18 protein-coding genes are annotated in these 18,851 nt (G+C 64.6%); 6 read left to right on the top strand and 12 right to left on the bottom strand.

The features are described 5' to 3' along the window. Positions 1-451: 451 nt before the first annotated feature. Both groL and HK353_RS00915 read left to right on the top strand, forming a co-directional pair. The gene (gene groL, locus HK353_RS00910; RefSeq protein WP_039208485.1) at positions 452-2,095 is read left to right on the top strand and encodes a chaperonin GroEL; all 1,644 of its coding nucleotides are present in this window, start codon (positions 452-454) and stop codon (positions 2,093-2,095) included. A gap of 202 nt (positions 2,096-2,297) precedes the next feature. Beyond that, positions 2,298-2,681, top strand: coding sequence for a nuclear transport factor 2-like protein (locus tag HK353_RS00915; protein WP_173151397.1), 384 nt, complete (start codon positions 2,298-2,300; stop codon positions 2,679-2,681). A 113-nt stretch (positions 2,682-2,794) separates the two neighbouring features. On the opposite strand, the gene HK353_RS00920 is transcribed toward HK353_RS00915, so the two are convergent. Further along, positions 2,795-3,562, bottom strand: a complete 768-nt coding sequence (locus HK353_RS00920) for a DUF1707 SHOCT-like domain-containing protein (RefSeq protein ID WP_173151399.1) — start codon at positions 3,560-3,562, stop codon at positions 2,795-2,797. 76 nt (positions 3,563-3,638) lie between these two features. On the opposite strand from HK353_RS00920, the gene HK353_RS00925 reads away from it, so the two are divergent. The 3 genes from HK353_RS00925 to HK353_RS00935 all read left to right on the top strand — a co-directional run bounded on the left by HK353_RS00925 (position 3,639) and on the right by HK353_RS00935 (position 5,641). Further along, the gene (locus tag HK353_RS00925; RefSeq protein ID WP_173151401.1) at positions 3,639-4,388 is read left to right on the top strand and encodes a TSUP family transporter; all 750 of its coding nucleotides are present in this window, start codon (positions 3,639-3,641) and stop codon (positions 4,386-4,388) included. Positions 4,389-4,613: 225 nt separating this feature from the next. Next, positions 4,614-5,423, top strand: a complete 810-nt coding sequence (locus HK353_RS00930; RefSeq protein WP_173151403.1) for a hypothetical protein — start codon at positions 4,614-4,616, stop codon at positions 5,421-5,423. Further along, a complete protein-coding gene (locus tag HK353_RS00935) occupies positions 5,423-5,641 on the top strand; it encodes an RNA-binding S4 domain-containing protein (RefSeq protein WP_025780455.1) in 219 nt (72 codons plus the stop codon). Before HK353_RS00930 ends, HK353_RS00935 begins: the two co-directional genes overlap by 1 nt. Positions 5,642-5,753: 112 nt before the next feature. Here HK353_RS00935 and pspAB read toward each other — a convergent pair whose 3' ends face one another. The 10 genes from pspAB to HK353_RS00985 form a co-directional block, all read right to left on the bottom strand. Beyond that, positions 5,754-6,353: a PspA-associated protein PspAB gene (gene pspAB / locus HK353_RS00940; protein ID WP_173151405.1), complete on the bottom strand. Its 600-nt coding sequence runs from the start codon at positions 6,351-6,353 to the stop codon at positions 5,754-5,756. A gap of 48 nt (positions 6,354-6,401) precedes the next feature. Further along, a complete protein-coding gene (gene htpX / locus HK353_RS00945; RefSeq protein ID WP_101543644.1) occupies positions 6,402-7,313 on the bottom strand; it encodes a zinc metalloprotease HtpX in 912 nt (303 codons plus the stop codon). Positions 7,314-7,392: 79 nt separating this feature from the next. Further along, a complete protein-coding gene (gene pspAA, locus HK353_RS00950) occupies positions 7,393-7,677 on the bottom strand; it encodes a PspA-associated protein PspAA (protein ID WP_139468159.1) in 285 nt (94 codons plus the stop codon). After that, positions 7,674-8,423 carry a PspA/IM30 family protein gene (locus tag HK353_RS00955; RefSeq protein WP_173151407.1) on the bottom strand — a complete coding sequence of 250 codons (750 nt, stop codon included), beginning with the start codon at positions 8,421-8,423 and terminating at the stop codon, positions 7,674-7,676. Before HK353_RS00955 ends, pspAA begins: the two co-directional genes overlap by 4 nt. Positions 8,424-8,763: 340 nt before the next feature. Further along, a complete protein-coding gene (locus HK353_RS00960) occupies positions 8,764-9,051 on the bottom strand; it encodes a WXG100 family type VII secretion target (RefSeq protein ID WP_172171469.1) in 288 nt (95 codons plus the stop codon). A 227-nt stretch (positions 9,052-9,278) separates the two neighbouring features. Then, the gene (locus HK353_RS00965; RefSeq protein WP_217278160.1) at positions 9,279-11,255 is read right to left on the bottom strand and encodes a trypsin-like peptidase domain-containing protein; all 1,977 of its coding nucleotides are present in this window, start codon (positions 11,253-11,255) and stop codon (positions 9,279-9,281) included. Next, positions 11,252-13,330, bottom strand: a complete 2,079-nt coding sequence (locus HK353_RS00970; protein ID WP_342589768.1) for a HAMP domain-containing sensor histidine kinase — start codon at positions 13,328-13,330, stop codon at positions 11,252-11,254. The genes HK353_RS00965 and HK353_RS00970 overlap by 4 nt, the downstream gene beginning before the upstream one ends. A 30-nt stretch (positions 13,331-13,360) precedes the next feature. Further along, positions 13,361-14,119 (bottom strand): response regulator transcription factor, encoded by a 759-nt coding sequence (locus tag HK353_RS00975; RefSeq protein ID WP_101543636.1) that lies wholly within the window; start codon positions 14,117-14,119, stop codon positions 13,361-13,363. A 244-nt stretch (positions 14,120-14,363) separates the two neighbouring features. After that, positions 14,364-15,140: a hypothetical protein gene (locus HK353_RS00980; protein ID WP_173151409.1), complete on the bottom strand. Its 777-nt coding sequence runs from the start codon at positions 15,138-15,140 to the stop codon at positions 14,364-14,366. A gap of 15 nt (positions 15,141-15,155) precedes the next feature. Next, entirely contained in the window at positions 15,156-15,767 is a 612-nt protein-coding gene (locus tag HK353_RS00985; protein ID WP_245395699.1) for a CGNR zinc finger domain-containing protein, read from the bottom strand. 295 nt (positions 15,768-16,062) lie between these two features. Between HK353_RS00985 and HK353_RS00990 the strand changes: the two genes are divergently transcribed. Beyond that, positions 16,063-17,025, top strand: coding sequence for an EamA family transporter (locus tag HK353_RS00990; RefSeq protein WP_173151411.1), 963 nt, complete (start codon positions 16,063-16,065; stop codon positions 17,023-17,025). A gap of 74 nt (positions 17,026-17,099) precedes the next feature. Here the strand turns inward: HK353_RS00990 and HK353_RS00995 are convergent, their stop codons facing one another. Then, positions 17,100-18,734, bottom strand: a complete 1,635-nt coding sequence (locus HK353_RS00995) for a DNA repair helicase XPB (protein ID WP_173151412.1) — start codon at positions 18,732-18,734, stop codon at positions 17,100-17,102. Between the last annotated feature and the right edge of the window lie 117 nt (positions 18,735-18,851).

Here is an 18,851-nt window from a genome sequence, read left to right on the forward strand (position 1 = left end):
GCAGCTGCTCGGCGCTTTTCAGTGCCCGCGGGGCCCGGGGGTGCGTCGGGTGCACCCGGGCGCATGTACTTCGATTCAGCCCAGTGTGAGTTGAGCAGCCCATGTTGAAAACAGGGCTAATCGCCCTAAACTGGGCTGTTCGAAATCGTGGGCAATCGGACCCGCGCCAACCGTTTCGCGCTGGGCCGAACTGCGCGCTGCACCTCCATCGTGCGCCGACTACTCGCGGATCTGGACTGCCCTCGCCCATCTTGGCGGGCGACAAACATTTGCACTCGCATGGGGAGAGTGCTAAATCTAGTACTGGTGAAAACCGATGGGTTCCCACCAGTCGTCTCGAGAGCGTGGTCCATATGTGGAATGGAACATGCGGACACACTCTCTGCCGTCGCGGGCGTTGACGACTGCTCTGGATTCCCACTCCACTCCATCAGGGAGGATCTAAGCCACTATGGCAAAGATGATTGCATTCGACGAAGAAGCTCGTCGAGGACTCGAAGCTGGCCTCAACCAGCTTGCGGACGCGGTCAAGGTGACCCTTGGACCCCGCGGTCGCAATGTCGTGCTCGAAAAGCAGTGGGGCGCACCGACCATCACCAACGATGGCGTCTCCATTGCCAAGGAGATCGAACTCGAGGACCCCTACGAGAAGATCGGCGCCGAGCTCGTCAAGGAAGTCGCCAAGAAGACTGACGACGTCGCAGGCGACGGAACCACCACCGCTACCGTGCTCGCACAGGCTCTCGTCCGCGAAGGCCTGCGCAACGTGGCAGCCGGTGCTGATCCGCTCAGCCTCAAGCGCGGCATCGAGAAGGCCGTTGAGGCCGTCACGAACGTCCTGCTGAACAACGCCATCGACATCGAGACCAAGGAACAGATCGCCGCCACCGCCGGCATCTCCGCCGGAGATCCTGCAATCGGTGAACTGATCGCCGAGGCCATCGACAAGGTCGGCAAGGAAGGCGTCGTCACTGTCGAGGAGTCCAACACCTTCGGACTCGAGCTCGAACTGACCGAGGGTATGCGCTTCGACAAGGGCTACATCTCCGGTTACTTCGTCACCGACACCGATCGCCAGGAAGCTGTCCTTGAGGATCCCTACATCCTCATCGTCAACTCCAAGATCTCGAACGTGAAGGACCTGCTTCCCGTCCTCGAGAAGGTTCAGCAGTCCAACAAGCCGCTGTTCATCATCGCCGAAGACGTCGAGGGCGAAGCCCTGGCCGTCCTGGTGTTGAACAAGCTCAAGGGCACCTTCAAGTCCGTGGCCGTCAAGGCTCCGGGCTTCGGTGACCGTCGCAAGGCTCAGCTCGCCGACATCGCCATCCTCACCGGTGGCCAGGTCGTGTCCGAGGAAGTCGGGCTCAAGCTCGACAGCGTGACCACCGATCTGCTGGGCACCGCCCGCAAGGTCGTCATCACCAAGGACGAGACCACCATCGTCGAGGGCGCCGGAGACGCCGAGGAGATCGCCGGACGGGTCGCTCAGATCCGCGCCGAGATCGAGAACTCGGACTCCGACTACGACCGTGAGAAGCTGCAGGAACGTCTGGCCAAGCTGGCCGGCGGTGTTGCAGTCATCAAGGCCGGAGCTGCCACCGAGGTTGAGCTCAAGGAAACCAAGCACCGCATCGAAGATGCCGTGCGCAACGCCAAGGCTGCTGTGGAAGAGGGAATCGTCGCCGGTGGCGGCGTCTCGCTCATCCAGGCTGGCAAGGCCGCATTCGCCGACCTCGCACTCGAGGGAGACGAGGCCACCGGTGCCAACATCGTCAAGGTTGCCATCGAAGCCCCGCTGAAGCAGATCGCCACGAACGCCGGCCTCGAAGCCGGTGTGGTTGCCGACAAGGTCGCCAACCTCGAAGCCGGATTCGGTCTCAACGCCGCAACCGGTGAGTACGAGGACCTGCTGGCCGCCGGCATCAACGACCCGGTCAAGGTGACCCGCTCTGCACTGCAGAACGCCGCCTCGATCGCCGGTCTGTTCCTCACCACCGAGTCGGTCGTCGCCGACAAGCCCGAGAAGGCCGCCGCAGGTGCAGACGCAGCTGCCGGTATGGACGGAATGGGTGGAATGGGCGGCATGGGCTTCTGATAGCCACTGCTTGTTCGATCGGCCGTGCCGGTGCCCGCAAGGGTGCCGGCACGGCCGTTTTCGTGCCCTGACTCCCGAACCCCGGCTCGACGGTCAGGTTGTTCAAGCGGACGTGGCCGCTCGTCGTGAGTCGGCGACCACCTTCGCCGAGGCGGCCCGCCGACCCGTTGTTCCGCAGCCTCGCCCCGCATAGGCTGGGTCCATGACTTTCACCGGAACAGATTCCTGCGGAAACAGTCCGAAGAACGTCTTCGTGGCGACGTTCGAGGAAAATCTGTTCTATGGCGACAAAGACGCCCTCGCCGAGGTGATTGCCGACGACTGCGTCCTGCAGATCGTCCACCATTCCGGCGTCGAAACCCACACCGGACGAGAAGACGTCGTCGAAGCGCTGCTGAAGCTGTCCGGCCAGTCTCACGAGGTCGGCCACCTCGAAGCGGCGATCACCCACGGCAAAGCCGCGGCCGCATGGGGATACTGGCAGGCGGAGCCCGACGGCGACGACCTGAGGCACTTCTCGCACACGATGTGGTTCACCACGCACAAGGCTCAGGAGTTCGGACAGATCCGGCTCTTCCAAGTCTGAGACAGTTCCGGACGTTCCCTGCCTGAGACGGTCCCGGAGGTTCCCGGTCTGAGTAGGAAACGGAGTTTCCGGGCCTGAAGAGGCCCAGACCCTGCCGGACTAGGAAACTGACCTCAGTCCCAGGGACTGTCGCCGTTATGGCGGCGATGCGACCGGCGCCGGTCCCGCTCGTCCCTCCGTGAGATCCGTCCGGGAGAGTACGGCGGATGGGACGGATGAGACGGCTGCCGGCCGGTACCGAAGTCCGCTTCATAATCCCGCTCGGGAGGCCCACCCTCTTCCAGCTGTCGTTTGGCCTCATCATCACCGAGCTGGGCCCGGGCTCTGCGGGTGAGCTCCTTCTTCCGGTTGCGGATGATCTCATCCTTGCGCGCGATGTGTCCCAGCCCGCCGAGCAGCGTGGGAATGATGACGAAGATCGGCCAGAAGAAGATGAACCCTCCAGAGGCGATCGACGAGATCGCCCAGATCGCCAGCACGATCCCGACCGGCCCTGCAACAGCACCGAGCAGTGCACGACGCACCCGATCTCGGTAGTACTTCTGCGCGGCGGCATCGATCTGCTCCGGCGTGATCGGCACCCGATCTGCCTCGAGGCGAGCCAGTGCCTGCGCGCGGCCCGCATCATCGAGCTTGCCAGGCTCGACTTCGGCTGGATCGGCGAGGACGAGATCCTCGATCAGAGCTGGCACTTCACCGAGCGTCTTGATCTTCGCAGCCGCCTCGGTGCGTTCATCGAACTCCTCAACGTCGAGCTGACCGAGGGCATAACCCTCCGAGAGGACATCACTGACGACCGCGCGATCGGCATCAGAGGCCCGGACCTGCCCATACGATCGGGGATCTGCGCTGAACCGCGACCAGAGGGGACTGGCGTTCATGGTGAATACTCTAACCCCGCGGTCAGCGGTGAGACTGAGGATCAGCCGGGAATCGGGCTGGACTAAACTCGACCGAGTGGACCCCGTCGTCGTGCTCATCCTCTTCGCAGTGTTCCTCGGCGCATTGTCCCAACGCGTCACCGGGATGGGATTCGGCTTGGTCAGCGGCCCTTTCCTCGTCCTCCTCCTCGACCCGTCCAGCGGCGTCATCCTCGTCAACATCTGCGGAATCGTCGCCTCATTCTCCGTCTTCGTCCGCACCTTCGCCGAGGTGGAATGGCCGCCGTTCCGGCATCTTGCCTTGGGAGCGGTGATCGGCACCATTCCCGGCGCACTGCTGTCGTCATCGCTGCCCACCCCACTGCTGCAGATCCTCATCGGCGCGCTCATCGTCGTCTCCCTCATCAGTTCGCTGACCTTGGGGAAGCTGGGGCGGACGATCCCTGCGAACGTCGGAACACGGCTGACGGCCGGGCTCTTCTCCGGGGCGATGTCTGCCGCGGCAGGAGCCGGGGGGCCGGCGGTGAGCGCCTACGCTGTGCTGACGAACTGGGAACAACGGTCGTTCGCGGCCACCCTGCAGCCCTTCCTCGTCGTCGGGACCGCCTCGGCGGTGGTGACGAAGGTGATCATCGACGGAGGGACCTGGCCTCACCTGGAGATCGGAGTCTGGATCGGACTTGGACTTGTCCTTGCGGCGGGCCTCGCCGGAGGCGATCGGCTCTCCCGCCATATCGACGTGGGCGCAGCGCGGATCGGGATGCTCGTCCTCGCTTTCGGAGGAGGGATTGCGGCCTTGGTCAAAGGTCTCGTGGCCCTCGTCTGAGGCGGTGGCGCACGAGGCGCTGCGCTGTTCGATGACCTGCGCAATGGTGCCGCAAGACCCGCGCGCAACGGCGTCGCGTGATCTGCGTGCAGCGGTCTTCCACCGCCGAGTCTGGGCCGTCATCGACGGTCGGGGACTGAGCGGATGTGGGGCACAGGCTCAGACGTCTTCCAGTTTCATCGGGCATACTGTTCGAGGACAAAGCTAGCCTGGGAGGCATGGATCGTGACTGAAGTATTTCTGTTGCTGCTCGTAGTTCTCGGGGCCGTTTTCTTCATCGGCCACCGCAAGGAGAAGAAGCGGCAGCGGGAACTGCACGCCGCCGAACTTCAGCAGGTGAAGAAGACCGCTGAAGAGGACGTCACCGCATTCGGCGAGGAGGTCGCCGAACTCGACGTCATCACCGCTGGCGTCGACCTCGACACGGGCGGAGCGCAGGACTACAAGCAGGCGCTCGACTCGTACGACGTCGCCAAGGAGACACTCGAGAAGGTCTCCGAACCCACCGATATCCGCCACGTCACCGAGGCGCTCGAAGACGGCCGCTATGCCGCCAAGTGCGTTCGCGCCCGGGTCGAAGGCAAACCCCTGCCGGTGCGTCGTCCGCCCTGCTTCTTCAACCCGCAGCACGGTCCCTCTGTCGAAGACATCGATTGGGCTCCGGCAGGCGGCCAGCTGCGCCCCGTGCCCGTGTGCGCCGCCGACGCCGAACGCGTCGCCGTCGGAGCCGATCCGCTGGTGCGCAAGGTCGTCACCGGTGACGGACACACCCGCCGCGCCTACTGGGAGGCCGGACCGGCCTACGCCGAATACAACCGCGGCTACTTCAACTCCTACGCAGGCTCCGGTCTGCTGCCCGGCGTCCTCATGGGCGCCATGATGTTCGGCGGAATGGGCGGCGGCTGGGACGGCGCCTACGGCGGCGACATGGGCGACGCCGGTGGCGATATGGGCGGCGGTGACGGCGGCGGCTTCTTCGGAGGCGACGGCGGTGACGGCGGCGGACTGTTCGACGGATTCGGAGACATCTTCTGATGGACACGATCGAGATCCGCGGCGAGTCGATCAGGCTCGGTCAGCTGCTCAAGCTCCACGGAATCGCCGAACACGGCGCCATGGCCAAGGACATGATCGCCGACGGTGAGGTCAGCGTCAACGGCGAGGTCGAGACCCGGCGCGGTGCCACGATCCGTCCCGGCGACCGTATCGAAGCTCTCGGCGAAGTCATCGAGGTGGCAGCTGAGGAAGGCTGACAGCTTCGGATATGAGTGGAGGGCGTCCCTGCGGGGACGCCCTCCATCTGTCTGTTCGGAGTGAATTGCTCTCTGTTCCGACTGAACTGCTGTCTGTTCGGTCTGGAACTGCCTACCGCAGTTCAGGAGCTCCCGGGGTGTCGTTCATACCCGGGGCGTCCCACAGAGCCGACCAGTTCGACGTGTCCTCTTCGAACGGCAACTCATTGGAGAGGATGCCTTTGACCTGGATCTCCAGGGGATTGTCCCGCTGTTTCGGGCCCAGCTGCACGAACGGATAGAACGTTCCGCGCTTGTACTGGTAGACCAACGCCATCCGGCGTCCATCGGGATGGACGAAGTACACGGTTGTGCACAGCAGCATCGTGTCGAAGCCCTGATTGACCAGTGCCGAGTTCACGGCGTGGATGTTCGTGACGAGGTTGACCACCTCGGCGTTCTCATCGGCCACGACCTGCCATGTGAACCCGAAGCCGTCGTTCTCCTGCCTCACCGAGGCGGCCGGGTCGGAGCCGATGAGCGCGACGCTTTCGGACTCGGCGGATTGGAACGCGGCTCCCTCGACCTGGCGGAAGGCGACGGCCCCGACACCGGTGGGGGTGAAGCCGGTCGCGGCCTGCAGAGTCAGTGCCGCCGGCGGCAGGGCGAAGAGGTCGTCGAGGTTGGCCCGCTTCGGTTTGGACCGGCCGAGCAGTGCGTCGAAGAATCCCATGGAGCTCCTATTTCGGTGGTGCGCAGTTCAAAGGGTGCGGATGAAGGATCACTCGGGGCGGGAGAGCTGGGCGGAGATCTGGGCCAGCTGCTCCAGTCGCTTCTCGAGTGAGGGGTGAGTGGAGAAGAGCTGGCCGAAGGCGGCCTTTCCGCTGATGGCGGGGATGAGAGCGAGGTGGTTCGCCGAGGCGGACGACCGCAGATCCTTCTCCGGGATCTTGGCCATGTCTCCGCTGAGCTTCGTCAGCGCCGACGCCAGTGTGGACGGTGCACCGGTGAGGATGGCTGCTGCGCGGTCGGCGGCCAACTCGCGATACCTGGAGAGGGCGCGTATGAGGACGAACGAGAGCCCGTAGACGACGGCTCCGACGAGGATGAAGAGCAGCTGGATCGGGATGCCGTTGTTATTGTTGTTCGACCGTCCGAAGCTCATGTAGTAACCGGCGCGCATCATCAGCGCGGCGACGACACCGGTGACTCCGGCAACGGTCATCACCGTGACATCGCGGTGGGCGACGTGTGAGAGCTCATGGGCGAGCACGACCTCGACCTCATCACGGTCGAGCTTCTCGAGCAGGCCACGGGTCACGCACACCACCGAGCGCTCAGGGGAGCGGCCGGTGGCGAAGGCATTGGGGATCGGGGAATTCGAGACGGCCACGCGGGGTTTCGTCGAATCGGCCAGCTGGCAGAGTCGGTCGACGATCGTATGCAGCTCCGGAGCCTCCTCGGGGGAGACCTCCCGTCCGCCCATGGCACGCATGGCGATCTTGTCGGAGAAGTACCACTGGAAGAAGAACGCGCCGGCGCTGATGAGGACGGCGATGATGACTCCGGGAATGTTCTGTCCGAAGATCCACCAGATCGCGAGGATGAGGACGACATAGATGAGGCCGTTGAGGAAGATCGTCCATCCCATCCGCATGGTCAGTCCGTTGTCTTTGACGAAGCGATTCTTCATCGGGGTTCCTCTCTGGCAGTGGCAGAACCGGCCCACTGTCGAAGACAATGGGCCGGGTGCATTTCGGTGCTCTGTGGTTTCAGGCCGGGTCCGGGATGAAACCCTCGCCGGTGAGCAGTTCGGCGATCTCGGCCAAGGTGGCGTCGACGAAGGGGATGACGACATCGGAGGATCCGAGGTAGTCATCGGCGACAGGCTGCCCGTTGGCAGTGACGTAGTCGTGGAGAGCGCTCAGCGCGGTGCGGGCGGCTTCCTCGTTGCCGGCGTTGACGGCATCTTCGACCTGGTTGTCGTACTTCTGGAGCAGGTCCTGGTCGACGTTCTTGACGTCGAACTGTCCTTCGCCCATGATGCGGATGATCATTGCTGATCCTCAGCTTCGAGCGACTTCTGGTCCTGCTTCTCCGACCCGGCAGGCAGGGAGTCACGCATCCGCTGGAGTTCCATCTCGACGTCGTTCTCGCTGGAGAGGGAGTCGAGCTGAGCGGTGATGTCGTCCTTCTGGGTTCCCGTGACGTCGTCGAGGGCACCCGAAGCGAGGAGCTCATCGACGGCACCGGCCCGCGCCTGCAGCGACGCGGTCTTGTCTTCGGCGCGCTGGACGGCGAGTCCGACGTCACCGAGCTCTTCCGAGATGCCTGAGAACGCCTCGCCGATCTTGGTCTGTGCGTCGGCCGCGTTGTACGTGGCCTTCAGCGTCTCCTTCTTCGTGCGGAAGGCGTCGACCTTGGCCTGGAGACGCTGCGAGGCGAGAGTGAGCTTCTGCTCCTCGCCCTGCAGTCCTTCGTGCTGGGTCTGCAGGTCGGTGATCTGCTGGGTCAGCCCCGACTTGCGGGTCAGTGCCTCGCGAGCGAGGTCTTCGCGACCGATCTGCATGGCTTTCTCGGCCTGACCGGAGAGCTTGTTCTGCTGCTGTTCGAGCTGGTTGATCTGCAACTCGAGGCGCTTGCGGCTGGTGGCGACATCGGCAACACCACGACGGACCTTCTGCAGCAGCTCCAGTTGCTTCTGGTACGAATAGTCAAGGGTTTCGTTGGGGTTTTCGGCCTTGTCCAGAGCTTTGTTGGCCTTGGCACCGAAGATCGTCGCGATCCGTTGGAAGATACTCATCCGTAGTCGACTCCTGCATTGGTTTGACCCGACGCTGCCAACCCGATCCACTCCGGTCCGGAGATTCTTGGCCAACACCGCCGCGAACTATCGCTCTCAAGTCTACTGAGAAAGGCTGATAATTTGCCAGACGCCGACTACGAGAACGAACAGATCCCGGCCGCAGAAACTCGGGGATCTGCGGCGGGGATCTGTGACTATCGGCGAACGGGACTCGACAGGGGCGTGCAGTACGAGCTGATCCGGTCGGGACGCCCGACCGAGCAGGGACTCGACAAGGCGGAACAGGAACCGCCCGTCACGAGCAGAACCTCGATCGTGACGGTGCAATCCGATCGGCTCAGGGGGCGAAGAGACGCGAGTTCGCCGCCTCGACTTCGGAGTACTGCCGGGCCGCGGTGTGGAGCGCTCCGTGGACGGAGTCGAGCGATTCCATGAGCTGCTTCTGCGCACGCTCCCACTGGTTGACCACGGCTTGGAAATTCTGGGCGGCACTGCCGCGCCAGCATTCCTGGAGGGCGAGCAGATTGCGCATCATCGTGTCGGATTCGGACACGAGATTGCGGGAGGTGTTCGCAGCGGCTGTGGCAGCGGATTGGACGCGTTCGGCGTCGACTTCGAAACTCATCATCACTCCTCTTGGTCAGAGACGTTCCGCCGCGGTCGGGCGGGACGACATCAGTGTCGGCTGCCCAATAGAGGAGGGGAAGAGCACGGAAAGAGGGTGTGGACAGCGTTCGGCTGTCCACACCCTCCAGGTGGCTGAGTCACGACCGGATCCCCATGCGCGGACGCGTGAGTGGCGGAAATTCGGGCGACTGACCGCTGCAGCAGCGGACCGCCTCGGCGGCTTGCCTACTGCAGCACGAGCGTGACGTCGAGCTTCTGTTCTTTTCCGCCCCGGACCACGGTGACCTCGACCGGAGTGTTCACCGGCTGGGCGCGGACGAGGGCGCGCAGAGCGATGGCGTTGTTCACCTTGGTTCCGGCCACCTCGACGATATCGTCTCCGTCCTTGATTCCGGCCTTGGCCGCGGGGGATCCGCCGGCCACGGACTGCACCTTGGCGCTGCCGCGGCTGATCCCGCCGCTGTTGATGTGCCCGTCGGTGAGAGTGATGCCGAGGAACGGGTGCTTGGCTTTGCCGGAGGAGATGAGCTGATCGGCGATCATCACAGCCTGGTTCGCGGGGATCGCGAATCCGATGCCGATCGACCCGGACTGACCTCCCTCGCCCTGGCTCAGCGATGCGGCCGCCGAGTTCACGCCGATGAACTGGCCATCACCATTGACCAGTGGCCCACCCGAGTTGCCGGGGTTGATCGCCGCATCGGTCTGGATGGCGTTCGTGATCGTCATCTCCTTCTCCTGGGAGGAGGCATCCTCGCCGATGTTCTCAGTCGACACCGGGCGGTCGAGCGCGGAGACGATGCCGGTGGTCACGGTGTTGGCCAGGCCGAGCGGATTGCCCAGGGCCATCACGGGGTCGCCCACGGTCAGCTTCTTCGAATCGCCGATGACCAACGGTTTCACCCCGTCGGGCACCTGTTCGAGCTTGATGACGGCAATATCGGTCGAGGGATCGCGGCCGACGATCTTCGCCTCCGTCGTCTCACCGTTCTTCATGGTCACGGCGATCTCGCCGTCGGGGGTGTCCGCCGGCGCGACGACGTGGTTGTTCGTGATGACGTGGCCCTGATCGTCGTACAGTGCACCCGAACCGAGTCCCTGGACCTGGCCTTGAGTGCCGACCTGGATAGACATCACACTGTCCGAGGTCTTCTCTGCGACCTGCGTCCAATCGGGGGTCTCGATCGTCTCCTCGGCGACCTTGCGCGGTTCGTCGTTCTGCAGCGCCGAAAGCGCATAGTTTCCGCCGAACGCGAGAGCCCCACCGAGGAGCGCGGCCACCAGGCCGATCGCGATCGTCGCACCCCAGCCGGGTCCTTTCTTCTCTCGCCGAGGCGGCTGCTGAGCTCCGTACGGACCGAACCCGTCCGGCCCCTCCGGGCCACCGGGGCCGTTGGGATCTCCCGGTCCACCGGGTCCGGGCTGGGAACCGACGGCCGAGAATTCCGAGGAATAGGGGCCCGAGCCATGTGCGGCCGAATATGCGTTGGCGCCGGTGGGCTGGCCGGGAGCGCCCGGGTAGCCGGCAGAACCTGACTGCTGAGAGTTCGGCCCGGTCTGATAGGTGCCGGCGCCACCAGCTGCGGCTCCGGCGCCAGCAGCTGCTGCTCCGATTCCTGCCGCGGCTCCGGTTCCGACAGCAGTCGAGCCGGTGTTGTTCTGTCCGGCGTTGTTCTGGCCCTGATGCGACTGCGGACCATTCTGCTGGGGCTGCCCGTACGGGGACGGGTGCTGAGTCTGATTCGGCTGGACGTTCTGCCGATCCGGTCGTGGCTGATTGCCGAAATCGCCCTGGGCACTCTGATGTCCTGGATAGCCCGGCTGGCCGCCCTGCTGTTGGCTGCCCGGATGGTGCGAAGAGTGCCGCTGACCGTTCGGTTGATACGGCGACGACTGCTGGGTGGGAGAGCCGCCTCGGTGAGGGGATCCGTCCACAGGGTTCTGCGCCTGAGTCGACGGAACGTCGGGGCGTCTTTCGGGCGGTGCCACCGGTGGACTGACCCGTGCAGGGCCGTTGGGCTGGGACGGGAAGGTGCGCGGAACCTCAGCTCCGGACCCGCGGGAGCCACCGGCCGATGGGCTGCGACGCCCCCCGGCGGCGGAACCGCTGTCCTGATTCCCCGACGGACGCGGTGTCTGATCATCCGATCGGGAGCTGCGGGACACCTCATCCGGATTCTGAGGGTCGGTGTTCTCGTTCATCGCTCATCCTTTCGCGTGTCCGCAGTGGTTTCGCCGTTGTCGGAGATCGGCAGGTCGATGCGGAACGTCGCACCGCCGCCCGGGGTTTCGTGGACGGAGATCGCACCATGGTGGTTCTCCACGATCGCCTTGACGATCGACAGCCCGAGCCCGGATCCGCCGGTGTCCCTGGTCCGAGACACGTCGAGGCGGTAGAAGCGCTCGAAAATGCGCGGAACCACCTCGGGGTCGATTCCGTCGCCGTGGTCTCTGACCTCGAAGCGGACCCGGCCGTTGGGGAATCCTCGCAGTGACTCGTCGACCGTGATCGATCCGGCCGCCGTGACATCGGGGACGATGTTCGCCGGCTCGGGAGCCTTGGATTGAGGTCCGGATTGGGGCTCGGCTGATGAACTTGACTGCGGCGCAGTCTGGGAGTCGGCCCCTGCCCCATTCCGCGGTCCGGAACTCTGAGGACCGGAGGGCTGCGCCGACTGCGATCCGGGCGGTGTCCTGAGCTGCCCGTTATGCTGCCCCTCTCCGTGCTCCGCAGTCGGAACGGTACTCTCGGGCCCGACCTGACGGTCGGGCTTGGCCGGGGACTGAGCGGCGGTCCGGGGGTTCGGCTGGGTGTCGGATTGGTCGTTTCCGGCAGAGTCGCCTCGGCGGAAGATTCGTACCCCGCCGGTGACGAACCCGCGTTCACGTGGTTTGTCTTTCGCCCCGTTCTTCGCACCATTGCGACCGTTCTGACCGCGCGCTCCGCCTTCGCGGATCTCGCCGGTGTCCGCGGAATCGGGGTCGACCGACTCGGGCAGACCGACGACGCCGACGGCGAATTCGATGGCCGTGTGCTCAGGTGTGTGGCGTACGGCGTTGCCGGCAAGGTTGACGATGACCTGGCGGATCTTCGATTCGGATCCGCGGATCATCGGCACGGGTTGGGCATCCTCACCGTCGAGTCCGATGAAGCTGATATCGCGGTCCGGGGCCTGTGCCGCGGCATCGGCGGCAGCATCGCGGACGACCTTGTGCAGATCGACCGGACCGATCTCGGCGGCCCGCTGCTCGTCGAGCCTGGCCAGGACGACGAGATCGTCGACGAGGACGCCCATGCGCTTGGCCTCGGACTCCATCCGCTCCATCGCATTGGCCACGTCCTCGGACTTCGTGATCGCACCCTGACGGTACAGCTCCGCATACCCGCGGATCGTGACCAGAGGCGTGCGCAGCTCGTGCGAGGCGTCGGAGACGAACTGGCGGATGCGCTTCTCCGAGCGGGTCTGCCCGTCGAACGAGTCCTCGATGCGTCCGAGCATCGTATTCAGCGCCGCCGACAGCCGCCCGAGCTCGGTGTTGCGCGGATAGCTGGGCACACGTTGGGACAGGTCGCCGGCGGCGATGCGGGAGGCGGTCTTCTCGATATCGCGCAGCGGCCGGAACGTGTTGTTGATCGCCCAATAGCCGACTCCGGCGACCATCGCCAGGGCCAACAGGCCGATGCCGATCATCGTGTTCCGGGCCCGCTCGTTGATGTTGTCGACCTCGCGGTCGAAGGGAACCGCGATGGACACGAGCACGTCGGTGTTCTTCACCTTCATCGCTCGCGCTCGCCACTGCGAGCTCGTTCCGGCGACGGTGAAAGGCTCGCCGCCGCGCGAATAGACTTCCTTCTCATTGATCTTCGGCAGGATCGGATGGTTCTGCGGCTCCGGTGCGACGGGGTCGCGGATCGGATCCCCGTCCGTGTTGTAGAACTGCACGTAGAAGCCGCCCGGCAGGAGGCTCTTGAGCTGATCCCAGGAATTCGAATCGATCGTCGTCGACGACGGCGCATCCTCGTCGGCGTCGTCCCCGGGCTGGAGTTCGGCCTTCTGGAACACATCTTGGTAGGCCTGCTTCGCCAACGTCTCCGAAGCACTGATGAGTCGCTCATCGGTGCGCTGGACGAGGCTGTCGCGCAGGTTCTCCAGCACCCAAGCGCTCGTCCCTGTGAGGACGAGCAGCATGAGCAGCATCATGATGGCCAGCAGCTTGGTGGTCAGGGACCATTCTTCCCAGAAGCCGGGACGAGAGGGACGGGATTCTATTGCCACGTATGTAATCTATCGCCCTTGGTTGGACGACTACTTGGATTCCGGTGTGCGCAGCATGTAGCCGACCCCGCGCTTGGTCTGAATCATCGGCGTCCATTCCATCTCGACGGGGTGACCGGCGGCGTCCGTTTCCGGAGTGACGTCGATCTTGCGGCGCAGGTAGGAGATATAGGACTCGACGATTCCGGTGTCACCGCCGAAGTCGTATTCCCACACGTGGTCGAGGATCTGCGACTTCGACAGGACGCGGTTCGTGTTGAGCATGAGGTAGCGCAGCAGCTTGAACTCGGTGGGGGAGAGATCGATGAGGATGCCGGAGCGGCGGACCTCATGGGTATCGTCGTCGAGTTCGAGGTCGCCTGCCACGATGACGGCGTTCTCCTCGTCTTCGAGATTGCGAGTGCGGCGGAGGACGGCGCGGATGCGGGCGACGACCTCTTCGAGGCTGAAGGGCTTCGTCACATAGTCGTCACCGCCGACGGTCAGACCGGTGATCTTGTCCGAGGTGTCGTCACGGGCGGTGAGGAACACGACGGGGGCGTTCATGCCGATCTGGCGCAGACGGCGGGTGACGGTGAAGCCGTCCATGTCCGGGAGCATGACGTCGAGGACGAGGAGGTCGACCTCCGTCTGCTCGGCCAGACGGAGCGCCTCGGCGCCGTTGGCGGCGGAGACGACGTCGAATCCGGCGAAACGGAGACTGGTGGACAGGAGTTCGCGGATATTGGGCTCATCATCGACAACGAGCAGGGTGGCTTCGATGTCGGTGTCGTTCTGTGCTGTAGTCATGGCTCCAGTCTGAGTCCCGTTTCTGGGAGTGGGCTGGAGGTCAGCTGAATGCGAATGTGACATGCGTCACTGGAAAACTCTCAGGAAAGTCCTTTTGGGCCCTGGATCGGGTATTCGCTCTCAGGGACGAAAGCCAGATTTCAGTGAAAAATGTGGTTGCGGTCAGTTCGCGGTCAGAAATGATCGCCGAGGCGGCCGTTCGTGGGTGGCCTCCGCTCAGTTCCATGCGGGGCGGGCTAGTGCCTCAGCTCCGGCTGGGTGGGCGTCTGTCTGGAGGCATCGGGAACGCGGTGTGCGGCGACGTATCGGGATTCGCGCGGATCTCGCGAGGCGGGCGGAGATCGAAGAGCTGTTGAGCGACGGCGAAGCGTCGGACTCTTTCGGGGCGATGGCGGTCATAGACAACTTGGCCGCGTGTTCCGGGCATCGATGGATCTTGCTGGACGAGGTGGCGTGCCCAGCGGTCCCTGCCCTTGTCGTCGACGAAGTGAATCACGGTCAGGCTGGGGCCCCTCGTGCCGGCTCGGGACCAATGATCGATGACGCTGCCTTCGGCCAGGGCTGTATTGCGATAGGGAGGGCGGTCGAGAATCGGATAGCGGGCCTTGCGGAATGCGAGCAGGGAGACGGCGATGAGTCCGAGACCGGCGGTGATTGCAACCACCCACCAGACCGGGGCCGCGTCTGTCATGGCTGGAGCGAAGCCGAGGCCCAGCCCGCCGCCGGCCCCGAGTGCTGCCAGCTGATACCGAAAGAATCGAGACAGGCTGCCGCCGGTGCGGAAGCGGCCGAGGGCGGCGAGTACGAGCAGAAAGCTGATGGTGGCAGAGACGAGGGCCGCGATGACGGCGAGGGCGCTGAAGAGGACTTTTTCGCTGAGCAGTCCTCCGGAGCCTGCGGGGAGGAAAGCCAGTGCTGCGAGGGCGAAGCCCGACGTCAGCGTGACCGACATGGTGATGATGCCTGCAAGGCCGGCGGCGAGCTTGCGTCCGGCGGTGATGCGCAAGGGTTGAAGTGACATGGGCGGCTCCTCGGGTCAGTTGTGGGAGTCGGCGTCGGAATGGCGGGCGCGGAAGGCCGCGACGTGTGTGCGGGTGGCGCAGCTGCCGGTATCGCAGAAGCGCTTCGAGCGATTGCGGCTGAAGTCGGCGAGGTAGGCGCGGCAGTCCTCGGCGGCGCAGCGCCCGAGCCGGTCGAGATCGCCGGAGCGGATGAGGTCGATGAGGACGAGAGCGACATCGGCGGCCACTCGGTCGGCCAGGCTGGCTCGAGTGCCGGTCGCGTGCAGGTGCCAGTCCCAGTGGTCGTGTTTGACCAATTGCGGCACTGACCCCGAGTCGCTCAGTGTGAGATTGATCTCATCGACGACCGCGATCGTCCCCGCTTCGACCTCGTCATCGGTCTCGGCGTCGATGCTCGCATCCAGTGCCGCGGCGAATCTGCGACGCAGGTCCAGGGTCTCGTTGACGTCGCTTCTGGTGGCGGTCAAAGGTCCGGAGAAGTCGTGCCGGGCCGCGAATCCGCGGAGTTTTGCGGTTGTCGTCAGTTCATCGCCGCCGTCCGTGATGTCGCCGGAGGTGTTGAGGAGGTCGACGAGCATCGTGAGGTTCGCGCGGATGTCGTAGATGAAGGCCATAGTGAATGACATTCTGCCACACGATGTAATGACCAAAATGAACTTGACCCATTTCAATTTCAGGGCCGATACTGAAACCGGACATTCCGCAGGACCCGCTGAGGTTCTGCACAACCCGACGACGAGCCGGCTCGGCAGAACGACGAAACGGTCACTCCGATGTCGACGTCGGGCCGCCTCGGCGAGGTCATGATCCGGCACCGCACCATCAACTCAACACCGCACCGTCAATCCACGCAGCACCACCACCTCGGGGATGTCTGTCCTCGTACGCCACTCAACGTTTCACCACATCAGGAGGTCAGGAATGAATCGCACCGTCATCGCAGGGTTCCTGCTCACTCTTGCCTCCGCGTTCTTCTTCGCGGTGTCAGGGCCGATCGCGAAGACGATGTACGCGATCGGGTGGACGCCGGGCGCGGTGGTGCTCATCCGCTTGGCCGGCTCCGCGGTCCTGCTGCTCATCCCCACCCTCATCGCCCTGCGCGGACGCTGGGGCGAAGTGCTCACGCACTGGCGCACCGTCCTCACCTACGGCCTGGTCTCGATGGCCGGCGTCCAGGGGTTCTACTTCGTCGCCGTCGAACACCTCACCGTGGCCGTGGCGCTGCTGCTGGAGATGACCGCGCCGATGCTCATCGTCTTCTGGATCTGGGCGCGGACGCGGACCCGGCCGGCGACCGTGACGTTCATCGGGGTCGTCGTCTCCATGATCGGGCTCCTGCTCGTGCTCAATCTGCGCGGATCGTCGATCAGCATCTTCGGCGTGGTCATGGCCATGGCCGCCGCGGTCTGCCTGGCCAGCTACTTCCTCGTCTCTGCGAAGGACACGATCACGATCCCGCCAGTCGCGCTGACCGGTCTGGGCATGGGCATCGGGGCCCTGGCGATGTCGGCCATCGTGCTCGCCGGCGTCATGCCGTGGAACGCGGTGACGGCTGACGTCGACTTCGGCGGGGTGTCGATGTCGTGGGTCGTGCCGATGGCGATGATCGTCGCCTTCACGGTCGGCGCCTACATCACCGGGATCCTCGGTCTGCGCTATGTCGGGGCGACGGTCGGATCGTTCGTCAACCTCGTCGAGGTCCCGTTCTCCGTCATCGTCGCCTGGCTGGTCCTCTTCGAGATGCCCGCCCCGATCCAGCTCTTCGGCGGAGTCTTCATCCTCGGCGGCGTCGGCTTCATCAAGTGGGGCGAGTCCCGCCTGGCCCGCCGCGTCGCCCGCCGCGAGGTAGTGGTCAAGTCCGAACCCTCCCTCATCACTACGTAATTACTACCCGACGGCGGCCCAGCAACCTGGCGCCAGGTTGCTGGGCCGCCGTCGGGTAGCAATTGAGGGGCGTGTCAGCGGACTTCGATGCTGTAGCTGTAGCCCTGCTCGGTGAGGAAGCGGCGGCGCTGAGCGGCGAAGTGCTCATCGACGGTATCGGCGGCGACGACCGTGTAGAACGTGGCCGACCCCTTGTCCTCCTTCGGGCGCAGGATCCGCCCGAGGCGCTGAGCCTCCTCCTGCCTGGACCCGAAGGCTCCGGAGACCTGGATCGCCACCGAGGCGGCCGGCAGGTCCACGGAGAAGTTCGCGACCTTCGAGACCACGAGCACGGGGATCTCCCCGGACCGGAACTCGCGGAAGAGCTCCTGGCGCACCGATTCTGGAGTCTGCCCGGTGAGCACGGGCGCACCGAGTTCGGCTCCGATCTCCTCGAGCTGGTCGAGATACTGACCGATGACGAGGATCTGCGCATCCGGATGATCGGCGACGAGCTCGGAGACGATCGGCAGTTTCGCATCCGATGTCGCAGCCAGCCGGTACCGGTCCTCACCGTCGGCGCGGGCATACGCGGTTCGGGTTCCGCCGTCGAGGCGGACGCGGACTTCATGGCAGGCGGCCGAAGCGATATAGCCGAGTCGTTCGAGTTCCTTCCACGGCACCTCGTACTGCTTGGGCCCGATGAGGGAGAACACCTCGTCCTCGCGTCCGTCCTCACGCACCAGCGTCGCGGTCAGGCCGAGGCGACGGCGAGCCTGCAAGCTTGCGGTCAATCGGAAGATCGGCGCCGGAAGCAGATGCACCTCGTCATAGATGACCAGGCCCCAGTCCTTGGCATCGAGGAGCTCGAGGTGGAGATACGAGCCCTTCCTGCGAGTCGTAAGCACCTGGTAGGTGGCGATGGTGACCGGGCGGATCTCTTTCGTCGATCCCGAATATTCGCCGACCTCGTCTTCGGTCAGGGTGGTGCGGCGCAGGATCTCGTCCTTCCATTGCTTGGCCGAGACCGAGTTCGTCACGAGGATGAGCGTCGTCGTCTGCACCCGAGACATGGTGGCCACGCCGACGACAGTCTTTCCCGCGCCGCACGGCAGAACGACGACCCCGGACTCGCCGGACAGCGACTGGTCGATCGCCTGCTTCTGGTAGTCGCGCAGGTGCCACTGACCGCCGTGAGCATCATCGGACAGGGAGATCTCGTGGGCTTCGCCGTCGACGTAGCCGGCGTGGTCGGAGACCGGGTGGCCCAGCTGCAGCAGGGCGTGTTTGAGCTCGCCGCGCTCGGAGGGGTGGACGAGGACGGATTCGGCGTCGATGCGTTTGCCGAACTTGCCGACGAGGTCGGGCTGACCGACGAGCTCATCGAGCAGTCCCGTCTCCGTCGACGTCAGGGTCAGTCCGTGGATCGGATGGTCGATGAGGGTGAGGACACCGAACCGGTCCATGATGTCGACGATGTCGACGAGGAGCTCATGCGGGACCGGGTACTTCGCGAATTCGAGGAGCACGTCGACGACGGATTCGGCATCATGGCCGCTGGCGCGGGCGTTCCACAGTCCCAGCGGAGTGATCTCATAGGTGTGGATGTACTCCGGGGTCCGCGACAGCTGCGCGAATGGAGCGATCGCCACGGCCGCCTCGACGGCCAGAGGATGCCCCGATTCGAGCAGCACAGTCCGATCGGACTGCACGATCAACGGACCATTCATTCAATACTTCCCTTCCCGACGTGTGATGACACCAGAGGACACAACACGTCCATCACTCCGATTGTTCCCGCTCCGAGCTACCTGACGGCGTCCCAGCAACCTGGCGCCAGGTTGCTG

Source organism: Brevibacterium permense (assembly GCF_013280495.1).
GTDB classification, from domain to species: Bacteria; Actinomycetota; Actinomycetes; order Actinomycetales; family Brevibacteriaceae; genus Brevibacterium; species Brevibacterium permense.